We start from the raw sequence: 9,542 nt of genomic DNA, 5'->3' as shown, positions 1-9,542 counted from the left end.
GCGGTCGGGGGCGTTCCCTGTTCGGGCGTCACTCGTCGTCGGGCGGCCGCGACAGGCGCAGCTCCTCGAGGTCGAGGCGCGCCTGCAGCCGCCGGAGGATGACGTCGTCGATGCGCCGTTCGTGGCGGAGGGCGATGAGCGCCTCCCGCTTCACCGGGAGCAGGGCCAGGCGGAGCTCGTCCTCCTCGTCGGCGCGGCTCCCGTCTCGCGCGGCGGCCTCGGGGCGTCCGTCCTCGCGGTGGATGAGCGTGAGCCGCTCCTCGTAGCCGACGCGGAGCGCGTCGACCACCGCGTCGTCCGACCCGAGCTCGACGGCCGTGCCCGGCAGCGCGTCGAGGGCGGCGCGCAGCATCCGCTGCTCGCCCAGCAACTCCTCGTCGAGCTCGCGCGGGTCGGGCCCGAGGTGCGACCAGCGCACGATCGCGGGCAAGGTGAGCCCCTGCACGACGAGCGTGAACAGGATCACGACGAACGTGACGGCGATCACGAGGTCGCGCCCCGGCAACGGATCGCCGGCGGCGGTCTCCTCGGGCAGGGCGAGCGCCGCGGCGAGTGAGACCGCCCCCCGGAAGCCCGCCCAGCTCAACGGGAAGCGCTGGCGGAAGCCGATGCGCCGCAGGCGCTGCGCCGGGCGGCGGTCGAGGGCACGGATGAGGTAGGGCGTGGTGACGCCCCAGAGCAGTCGAACCGCCATGACGCCGACCGCGCAGGCGAGCCCGAACAGCAGCGCCTCGGGCCATGCGGGTCCCAGGCTGTCGAGCACGGGCTTCAGCTCGAGCCCGATCAGCACGAAGAGGGAGCCGTTCAGCACGTAGCTGGCCAGCTGCCAGAAGCCGTAGGTCTGCGCGCGCGTCGCCGCCGTGATGATCCGCGGGCCGAAGTGGCTGACGACGAGGCCGCAGACCACGACCGCGACCACGCCCGACGCCCCCACGAGCTCGGCGGGCAGGTAGGCGAGGAACGGCGTCAGCATGCTCAGCGTGCCGCTCAGCAGCCGGTCGTCGCGGATGACGCGTCGGAGCAGGTACACGCCGTAGCCGATCAGCAGGCCGATGGCGATGCCGAGCGCGTACGCGTAGGTGAACTGCAGGCTGAGGTCGACGAACGAGATCGACGCGCCGGCGGTCGCCGCGCCGACCGCGACGCTGTAGAGGACCAGCGCGGTCCCGTCGTTGAGCAGGCTCTCTGCGCGGAGGATCGTGCCCTGCCGCCGCGGCAGGCTCCGGACGACGGCGGCGACCGCCGTGGCATCCGTCGGCGAGAGGATCGCCCCGAGCGCGAGGGCCATCGCCCACGGCAGGCCGAGCGACGTCGCGAGCCACGCGATCGCGAAGGCCGTGACGGACACGAGCACGATCGCGAGCAGCACGATGACGCGGAGGTTGTCGCGGATCTCGCGGAGCGAGGTGTTGAGCGACTCCCAGTAGAGCAGTGCGGGGAGGAACAGGAGCAGCACGAGCTCGGGCGGCAGCTCGACGTCGCCGAGCGCCGGGACGAAGCTGAGCGCCGCACCGGCCACGAGGAGGACGAGCGGCGCAGGCACGCGGATCCGTCTCGCGAGCATGCCGCCGCCGAGGATCGTGGCGCCGAGCACCACGACGAGGATGAGTCCGTCCATGCGTCCCGTCATCCCATTCCGGCTGGGGGCGTGTCAAGCGACTGCGATCCCCACCCGCGCCTCGATAGCCTGACCGCATGGCCGACCAGCAGACGCAGCGACGACCGGGGGGTCCGTTCGCCGGGATCGTCGCGTGGGGCACGAAGCTCACGGCGTGGGCGCTCGCGACCAGGCCCGTGCGCGCGTGGTTCATCTACCTCGAGCATCACGGGCCGATGCTCGCCGACAGCGTCACGTACCGCACCCTCTTCTCGGTGTTCGCGGGCGTCTTCCTCGGGTTCGCGATCGGCGGCATCTGGCTCGCCGGCAGCCCCGACGCCCTCGACGCCCTCGTCGCGACCATCGAGATGGCGATCCCGGGCCTGATCGGCGAGAACGGCGTCATCAATCCCGACGACCTGATCCAGCCCATCACGCTCAGCATCGCGGGCGTCATCGCGCTCGTCGGCCTGGTGGGCGCCGCCATCGGCGCCGTGGGGTCGCTGCGCATCGCGTTCCGCGACCTCGCCGACCAGTCCGACGACCAGACGTTCTTCGTGTGGGTGCTGCTGCGGGACTTCGTGCTCGCGGTCGGCTTCGGCGCCGCGCTCACGCTGGCGGCCGTCGTGACGTTCGTGAGCACGAACGCCCTCACCACGTTCTTCGGCTGGCTCGGGCTCTCGACGCGCGAGCCGGCCTTCGACGTCCTCGTCCGGATCGGCTCGGGGATCGTCATCTTCGCGATCGACACGGTCGTCATTGCGGCCATGTTCCGGATCCTCTCGGGGGTCCGGCCGAGTGGCCGGTCGCTGTGGGCGGGTTCGTTGCTCGGCGGCGTGGGGCTGCTCGTGCTGCAGCTGCTCTCGAGCCTGTTCGTCGGCGGCGCCAACGCGAACCCGCTGCTCGCGTCGTTCGCGTCGCTGATCGCCCTGCTGCTCTGGATCAACCTGTCGGCGCAGGTGATCCTCATCGCGGGCGCCTTCATCGTGGCGGCCGTCGACGAGGAGCAGGACCGCGTGCACGCTCGGCACGGCGCACCGACGCTCGCACTGCGACGGCTGCAGCGGGCCGAGCGTCGGGCGACGGATGCCGCGACGGAGCTCGCCTCGGCCCGCGAGGCGGTCGAGAAGGAGCTGGCGGCGCAGCATCCGCCGACGTCCTGAGGGCGGCAGTGCCTCGGACCCCGGACACGGGCGACGGCCGGGCGCTGGTCCCTGCAGTCCTGCGCCCGGCCGCCCGTCCTGGGGTCAGCGTTCGGGGTACGTGGTGCCGTCGTCGACGACCTCGATGACCTCGACGTCGTCAACGTCGACATCGTCACGGTCCGCGTCGACGACCTCCTCGACCTCGTCGTACTCCTCCTTCGGCAGCTCCGCGCTCAGCGGCAGCTCCGAGTCCGTGTACTCGCCCTCGAAGGGCTCTCCCGGTCGTGCGTCCGACATGGTTGCTCCGATCGTCACGGCCGATCCGCCGGTCGGTCGGCCTGCGCCCCACGGTACGGCCGGGCGAAGCGTGGGCGCAGGGGATTGACGTGCCGCGACCGGCGCGGTAGCCGCTCGGGCCGCGTCCGGCGTCCGGCGCCGACCCGGCGATCGGGCGGGCGGGTCCTTTCCGCCGTCCGCCGCCGCGAGCAGAATGGGCACGTGCCCACCGTGCAGCAGGTCGTCCGGTCCGTCATCGCGCCCGTCACGCGCACGCGGCTGTTCCGCGCGATCGGCCCTGCGCTGCTCCCGCCGGCCGAGCGCCTGGTGGCGTGGCTCACCGGCGGGCGCGTGCAGCTCAGCGGGCTCCTCGTGCCCTCGCTCGTGCTCCACACGGTCGGCGCGAAGTCGGGCGAGCCCCGCGAGACGTACCTCATGTACACGCCCGACGGGCGTGGCCGAGCGATCGTCGCCGGCACCACGTTCGCGCAGGAGCGGCATCCCGCCTGGACCTACAACCTGCTCGCCCACCCCGACGCGTCGATCACCGTGCGCGGCCGACGCCTGCACGTGCGCGCGAGCCGCATCCCCGACGACGAACGCGACGCCGCGTGGGCGCGCATCGAGGCGCAGTGGCCCGGCTACCGCGGGTACGAGCGCGACTCGGGCCGCATCGTGCGGCTCTTCCGCCTGCGGCCCGTCACGGGTCCGCACGACGCGTCGATGTGACCCAGGCCCGGTCGCCGTTCGCTCCGACCCCGTCGGTCAGGTGATCGCGGATGCTTCGATTCGTCGTCCGGCGTCGAGGAGCAGGCGCACCGCGCGGCGGATGCCCGCACTCTCGGCCATCGAACGGCGGTAGGCGACGCGGATGTCGCGCACCTGGCTGTGGTCGGCGAGCGGACGCGCGACGACGCCGTCGGGCAGCGTCGACCGCCCCAGACGTGGGACGAGCGCGATCGCGACGCCCTGCCGGGCGAGCTCGATGAGGGAGGCGAAGTCGGGATCCTCGGCGACCACGCGGGGGACCGTGCCGAGGTCGGCGAAGATCCGCATGAGCGCCTCGTGGCAGATGGCGCCCTTCGGCGTGCTCGCCCATGCCTCGCCGACGAGGTCGGCGCGCTCGAGCTCGGCGCGGCCGGCGAGCTGGTGGTCGACGGGGAGCACGACATCGGCCTCGTCGTGGCACACGTGCTCGGTGGCCACGTGCGACGGCGCGATGAGCGGCACCGAGTTCCAGTTGTGCACGACGGCGAGGTCGGCGGAGCCCGAGGCGACCATGGCCATGGCGTCGACGGGGTCGACGCTCGTCACGGTCGCGAGCACCGCGGCATCCGCATCGCGCAGCTCGCCGAGCACCGGACCGAGCAGCCCGCGGGTGGCGGTCGAGAACGAGGCGATGCGCAGTGGGGCCGTCGGCCGGGCACCGCTCGCAGCCACCGCCTCGAGACGTTCGAGGCCGTCGAGCAGCTCGCGACCCTCGCTCGCGAGCGTGCGACCGCGTTCCGTGAGCAGCACGCCGCGGCCGCGACGCTCGAGCAGCACGGCGTCGAGGTCGCGCTCGAGCTTCTTCACCTGCTGCGACACCGCCGACGGCGTGTAGCCGAGCTGGTCGGCCGCCGCGACCACCGATCCCGCCCGGTCGACGGCGATGAGCGCCCGCAGTCCCTGCAGATCGATCATGTAGTGATCGTACGTGATCCAGCGAAAAATTCGGAACTGGTGCTGAATCCGGTCGCCTGCTTGGCTGGAGTCGTGACCCCGCGACACCTCCTGCTCGGCCTCCTCGTCGCCCTCATCTGGGGCGTCAACTTCGTGGCCATCGACCTCGGCCTGCGCGACACCCTGCCGCTCGTGCTCGTGGCGCTGCGCTTCTTCCTCGTCGCCGTGCCGCTCGTGTTCTTCGTGCCCCGACCGGATGCCCCGTGGCGCGTCATCGCGGGAATCGGCCTGTTCATGAGCGCCGGCCAGTTCGGCCTGCTCTTCACCGCGATGCACCTCGGCCTGCCCGCCGGCCTCGCCGCGGTCGTGCTGCAGTGCCAGATGATCTTCACGCTCGTGATCGGCGCGGTCGTGCTGCGCGAGCGCCCGACCCGGATGCAGCTGCTCGGTGCGCTCCTCGGCGTCGCCGGGCTCGGGATCGTCGCGCTCGGCCGCCTCGAGGGCGCGCCGGGGCTCACGGCGATCGTGCCGCTCCTCATCTGCGTCGCGGCGGGCCTCAGCTGGGGCGTCGGCAACGTGATCTCCCGGTCGGCGGCCGGCGCCGACGGCTTCGGGATCGTCGTCTGGTCCGCCCTGTTCGTGCCGCTGCCCGTGCTCGCGCTCAGCCTGCTGCTCGACGGACCCGCAGCGGTCGGCGAGGCGTTCGCCACGATCGGCTGGGAGACGCTCGCGAGCGTCGGCTTCACGGCGGGCATGGCATCGCTCGTGGGCTACACGATCTGGAACATGCTGCTCGGCCGGTACCCGGCAGCGATGGTGGCGCCGTTCGCGCTGCTCACGCCACCCATCGGGCTCGCCGCCGCGGCCCTCGCACTCGGCCAGGTGCCGAACGCCCTCGAGCTCGCCGGGAGCGCGCTCCTCGTCGGCGGCGTGGCGGTCGGGCAGGTGCGCCGCCGGCGGCGGCTCGCGCCCGCGGCGTCGGTCGCGGTCGCGGCGGATGCCGCGGCATCCGTCACGTCCGACGACGACAGGGGGATCGCGGCATCCGATCGGGGGGTTGACCCGATACCGGCGGTGCAGCGGCGCTCCTAGCGTCAGCCGCATGACCACCGGAACCGCACGTCCGTCACAGCCGGCCGCCGCCGGACGCCCGCGCGGGGCGACGCCGCGCCTCGTCGCGACCCGGGCGGGCTGGGCCTGGATCGTCCTCTCGTCGCTCGCCATCGCCGCGTTCGCCGTCGTGCCGTACCTCACGGCCTCACTCGCCGAGCTCTCGGAGTCGGGCGCCGGCCTCGCCGGCAACTACGACGGCCGGCCGGCCATCGTGCAGGCGGCGTTCTACGCGCACATCGTGGCGGGCGGCCTGGCCCTCGTCGCAGGTCCGTTCCAGTTCTGGCGCGGACTCCGTGACCGGTACCGCGCCGTGCACCGGTGGATCGGGCGCGGGTACCTCGCGGCCGTGGCGATCGCGGGTGTCTCAGGCCTTGTGATCGCCCCGTCCAGCGAGGCGGGCCTCGCGGGGTTCATCGGCTTCGGCACGCTCGCCGTGCTCTGGCTCCTGACTGCGTGGCGGGCGTACCGGGCGATCCGCGCGCGCGACGTCGCGAGCCACCGGGCCTGGATGATGCGCAACTTCGCGCTCACCTACGCCGCCGTGACACTGCGGCTCTGGCTCGGCCTGCTCATCGGCCTGCAGGCGATCCCCGGCGACTTCGACTTCGACGCCGCGTTCGCGAACGCCTACGGCGTGGTGCCGTTCCTCGCCTGGCTGCCGAACCTCGTCGTCGCGGAATGGCTGATCCGGCGCCGCGGGCTCCCGTCGTACCGGATCACCTCGGGAACCGAGGCGGCCCCAGCCGCCCGGGGTTAGGCTCGTCGCATGTGCAGGAACATCCACCCCCTCCACAACTTCGAGCCCGCCGCGACCGACGACGAGGTGCACGCGGCCGCACTGCAGTTCGTGCGCAAGGTGAGCGGATCGACCAAGCCGTCGAAGGCGAACGCCGAGGCGTTCGACCGCGCCGTGCACGAGATCGCGCACATCACGCGGCATCTCCTCGACGACCTCGTGACGAACGCGCCGCCGAAGGACCGCGACATCGAGGCCGCGAAGGCGCGAACCCGGGCCGAGAAGCGGTACGCGACGCTCAGCGCGTGACCGGCGTCCGGCGGGCAGGGGCACGCGCACGGCCGCCGCGCCGGCCGCCCTGTCGCGGTGTCACCCCGGCACGGTAGCGTCGCACCATGGCCGCCGAAGCTGTCACCCTCACCGTGCCCGGTCCCGACGGCGATCGGGAGGTGCGCGTCTCCTCGCCGAACCGAGTGATCTGGCCCGAACCGGGCATCACGAAGCTCGAGCTCGCCGAGTACCTCGTCGCCGTGGGCGGCCCGTTCATCGAGGCGAACGGCAATCGGCCCGTGTCGCTCCAGCGGTTCCCCGAGGGCATCGACGGCGAGCAGTTCTTCTCGAAGAACCCGCCGAAGGGCGCGCCCGCCTGGGTGCGATCGGTGACGGTGACCTACCCGAGCGGCCGGCGGCATCCGCAGGTCGTGCTCGACGAGCCCGCCGCCGCGGTCTGGGCCGCGCAGATGAACACGATCGTGTTCCACCCGTGGGCGTCGAGCACCGCGAACACCGACAACCCCGACCAGCTGCGCATCGACCTCGACCCGCAGCCCGGCACCGGTTTCGCCGAGGCGGTGCCCGCCGCGCTCGCACTGCGCGACCTCATGGGCGAGGTCGGGCTGACGCCGTTCGTGAAGACGTCGGGCAATCGCGGCATCCACGTCTTCGCGCCCATCGAGCCCGAGCACGAGTTCCTCGACGTCCGGCACGCGGTGATCGCCCTCGCCCGCGAGCTCGAGCGACGCATGCCCGCCGAGCTCACCACCGCCTGGTGGAAGGAGGAGCGCGGCGACCGCATCTTCATCGACTTCAACCAGGCCAACCGCGACCGCACGATGGCGGGCGCCTACAGCCCGCGCCCGCTCCCGCACGCGCCGGTGTCGTGTCCGCTCGCTTGGGACGAGGTCGAGTCCGCCGACCCGCGCGAGTTCACGATCCGCTCCATGCCCGACCGGCTGCGCGACGTCGGCGACCCGTGGGCAGGCATGCGGTCGCAGCTCGGGCGCATCGACACGCTGCTCGAGTGGTGGCAGCGCGACCTCGACGACGGCCTCGGCGAGCTGCCGTTCCCGCCAGACTTCCCGAAGATGCCGGGCGAGCCGATGCGCGTGCAACCGAGCCGGGCCCGCAACCCCGAGTGAGCGGATGCCGCGCGCGGTCGCGGCCCGTCAGCGAAGGCCCGCCACCTCGTCGTAGGACGGCGTTCCGGGTTCCGGAAGGTACCGGTCGTCTCTCACGCGCCGTGCGGCCGTGGCGATCGCTCCGAGGGCGACGCGGAACAGCAGCGATCCGGCGCTGATGCGCGCGACCCCGGCGGCGGCCAGGTCCCGCACCGGCACGCGCGACTGCACGAGGACGTTCACTGGGGCGGGGATATCGCGCGCGAGTGCCGCGATGATCTCGAGCGGGATCGCGCCCGGCACGAACACGCCCGTGGCGCCCACCGCGACATAGCGATGCGCCCGCTGCAGCGCCTCGTGGGTGCGGGTGGACTGGTCGGCGTCCCCGTCGATCCAGAACGGGTCGGTGCGCGCGTTGAGATACAGCCCGGGGGCAGCTGCGGCGACCGCGGCGATCTTCCCGGCGGCCACCTCGGGATCGACCAGCCGGCCCGCGGCATCCGAGTCCTCGAGGTTGACGCCGACCACGCCGAGGCGCGCGAGCTTCGCCGCGTAGCGGCCGACCTCGTCGGGCTTCTCGGAGAATCCGGCCTCGATGTCGACGGTGACGGCGATGCCGGCGCCGGTGATCCGACGGGCGAGGTCGAGGGTCTCGGCGGCGGTCTCGCCGGTGCCGTCGCCGCGCCCTGCGGCGAACGCGACGCCGAGGCTCGTCGTGCCGACGACCGGATGGCCGTCCGCGTGCAGCCACCGTGCTGACGCGAGGTCCCAGGCGTTCGGGAGGACGAACGGTTCGCCCGGTCGATGCAGCTCGCGGAACTCGTCCGGCGTCAGCATGCGCGCACCTCGTCGACGACGGCGGCGGCGATCGCGATCGCGTGCGCCATGGCGGGGCATGCGCGCGGCCCGGCGCCGAATGCCAGGGTGCGCGGGTCGTGCGGCGAGCCGCGGTCGGCCCCGTCGAGGCGGAGCACGAGCACTTCGCCGTCGGGTGCGAGCCGCTTCGTCTGCCGCACGGGCGGTGTGTCGCGCAGCACGGCCGCGAGGAGGTCGGCCGTCGGCACGTCGGCCTCCCGCGCAGCGGGCAGGCGTACTGCCGCACCGATGAGCCCCGCGGTGGCGGCGTGGGCCTGCACGAGGAGTTGTACACGAAGCTCGGCGTCGTCGGCGCGGTCGCCGCCGCCATGCGCGTGGTCGTCGGCCGCGGCGATGAGCCGGGTCGCCGCGGCATCCGCTGACGACGACGACCCACCCGTCGGGTAGTGCGCCGCGAGCGCGGCCACCCACGGGGGCGCAGCATCGGGATCGGCGAATCCGAGCCGCGCGGCGAGGCATGCGACCGGCACCTGGGCGGCGATCTGGTCGATCCCGGCCGGCAGCATCGCCCGGGTCCGCACCGCGGCGTCGAGCGAGAGCTCGTCGATGTCGATCCCGGCGAGCAGCCCTTCGAGGCGGTGCCGTCGCGCTGCGTGCGTCGCGCCGTTCACGAACCGGGACGCGCTCGCACGGAACCGGTCGCCCGGACCGGTCGATGCGGCATCCGCCTCGGGCACGATGCAGGCGGGATCCTCGAGGATGCGCTCGACCTCGGAGCGCTCGGCGACGACGTCCATGCC

General features: G+C 73.2%; 11 protein-coding genes. 6 read left to right on the top strand and 5 right to left on the bottom strand.

The features are described from left to right. Positions 1-28: 28 nt before the first annotated feature. Positions 29-1,618 carry a Na+/H+ antiporter gene (locus ACWGO8_RS19055; RefSeq protein ID WP_452044508.1) on the bottom strand — a complete coding sequence of 530 codons (1,590 nt, stop codon included), beginning with the start codon at positions 1,616-1,618 and terminating at the stop codon, positions 29-31. Positions 1,619-1,695: 77 nt separating this feature from the next. Between ACWGO8_RS19055 and ACWGO8_RS19050 the strand changes: the two genes are divergently transcribed. Further along, the gene (locus tag ACWGO8_RS19050; protein WP_452044507.1) at positions 1,696-2,760 is read left to right on the top strand and encodes a YihY/virulence factor BrkB family protein; all 1,065 of its coding nucleotides are present in this window, start codon (positions 1,696-1,698) and stop codon (positions 2,758-2,760) included. A gap of 84 nt (positions 2,761-2,844) precedes the next feature. Here ACWGO8_RS19050 and ACWGO8_RS19045 read toward each other — a convergent pair whose 3' ends face one another. Further along, a complete protein-coding gene (locus tag ACWGO8_RS19045; RefSeq protein WP_452044506.1) occupies positions 2,845-3,039 on the bottom strand; it encodes a hypothetical protein in 195 nt (64 codons plus the stop codon). Positions 3,040-3,240: 201 nt separating this feature from the next. On the opposite strand from ACWGO8_RS19045, the gene ACWGO8_RS19040 reads away from it, so the two are divergent. Then, positions 3,241-3,747 carry a nitroreductase family deazaflavin-dependent oxidoreductase gene (locus ACWGO8_RS19040; protein ID WP_452044505.1) on the top strand — a complete coding sequence of 169 codons (507 nt, stop codon included), beginning with the start codon at positions 3,241-3,243 and terminating at the stop codon, positions 3,745-3,747. Positions 3,748-3,783: 36 nt separating this feature from the next. On the opposite strand, the gene ACWGO8_RS19035 is transcribed toward ACWGO8_RS19040, so the two are convergent. Continuing rightward, complete coding sequence (locus tag ACWGO8_RS19035; protein ID WP_452044504.1) at positions 3,784-4,701, bottom strand: LysR family transcriptional regulator; 918 nt, start codon at positions 4,699-4,701, stop codon at positions 3,784-3,786. Between the two features lie 72 nt (positions 4,702-4,773). Here ACWGO8_RS19035 and ACWGO8_RS19030 point away from each other — a divergent pair, with 72 nt between their 5' ends. From ACWGO8_RS19030 to ligD, 4 genes are all read left to right on the top strand, one after another. Continuing rightward, entirely contained in the window at positions 4,774-5,772 is a 999-nt protein-coding gene (locus ACWGO8_RS19030) for an EamA family transporter (protein ID WP_452044503.1), read from the top strand. A gap of 10 nt (positions 5,773-5,782) precedes the next feature. Further along, positions 5,783-6,550 (top strand): DUF2306 domain-containing protein, encoded by a 768-nt coding sequence (locus tag ACWGO8_RS19025; protein ID WP_452044502.1) that lies wholly within the window; start codon positions 5,783-5,785, stop codon positions 6,548-6,550. Between the two features lie 9 nt (positions 6,551-6,559). Next, positions 6,560-6,838, top strand: a complete 279-nt coding sequence (locus ACWGO8_RS19020; RefSeq protein WP_452044501.1) for a DUF2277 domain-containing protein — start codon at positions 6,560-6,562, stop codon at positions 6,836-6,838. An 86-nt stretch (positions 6,839-6,924) separates the two neighbouring features. Continuing rightward, positions 6,925-7,947, top strand: a complete 1,023-nt coding sequence (gene ligD, locus ACWGO8_RS19015; protein WP_452044500.1) for a non-homologous end-joining DNA ligase — start codon at positions 6,925-6,927, stop codon at positions 7,945-7,947. A 27-nt stretch (positions 7,948-7,974) separates the two neighbouring features. On the opposite strand, the gene ACWGO8_RS19010 is transcribed toward ligD, so the two are convergent. Then, on the bottom strand, positions 7,975-8,763 hold the full coding sequence (locus ACWGO8_RS19010; protein WP_452044499.1) for an isocitrate lyase/PEP mutase family protein: 789 nt from the start codon (positions 8,761-8,763) through the stop codon (positions 7,975-7,977). Beyond that, positions 8,757-9,539, bottom strand: a complete 783-nt coding sequence (locus tag ACWGO8_RS19005; protein ID WP_452044498.1) for a hypothetical protein — start codon at positions 9,537-9,539, stop codon at positions 8,757-8,759. The genes ACWGO8_RS19010 and ACWGO8_RS19005 overlap by 7 nt, the downstream gene beginning before the upstream one ends. Between the last annotated feature and the right edge of the window lie 3 nt (positions 9,540-9,542).

The sequence above is a fragment of the Agromyces sp. NPDC055661 genome (genome assembly GCF_053618135.1).
This window is presented reverse-complemented; position numbering and strand designations above follow the sequence as displayed.

Bases quoted from the DNA above. Each gene is read 5' to 3' on its own strand.
- ACWGO8_RS19025 (WP_452044502.1), top strand. From the start codon at position 5,783: ATGACCACCGGAACCGCACGTCCGTCACAGCCGGCCGCCGCCGGACGC.
- ACWGO8_RS19010 (WP_452044499.1), bottom strand. From the start codon at position 8,763: ATGCTGACGCCGGACGAGTTCCGCGAGCTGCATCGACCGGGCGAACCG.
- ACWGO8_RS19020 (WP_452044501.1), top strand. From the start codon at position 6,560: ATGTGCAGGAACATCCACCCCCTCCACAACTTCGAGCCCGCCGCGACC.
- ACWGO8_RS19035 (WP_452044504.1), bottom strand. From the start codon at position 4,701: ATGATCGATCTGCAGGGACTGCGGGCGCTCATCGCCGTCGACCGGGCG.
- ACWGO8_RS19005 (WP_452044498.1), bottom strand. From the start codon at position 9,539: ATGGACGTCGTCGCCGAGCGCTCCGAGGTCGAGCGCATCCTCGAGGAT.
- ligD (WP_452044500.1), top strand. From the start codon at position 6,925: ATGGCCGCCGAAGCTGTCACCCTCACCGTGCCCGGTCCCGACGGCGAT.
- ACWGO8_RS19055 (WP_452044508.1), bottom strand. From the start codon at position 1,618: ATGGACGGACTCATCCTCGTCGTGGTGCTCGGCGCCACGATCCTCGGC.
- ACWGO8_RS19050 (WP_452044507.1), top strand. From the start codon at position 1,696: ATGGCCGACCAGCAGACGCAGCGACGACCGGGGGGTCCGTTCGCCGGG.
- ACWGO8_RS19045 (WP_452044506.1), bottom strand. From the start codon at position 3,039: ATGTCGGACGCACGACCGGGAGAGCCCTTCGAGGGCGAGTACACGGAC.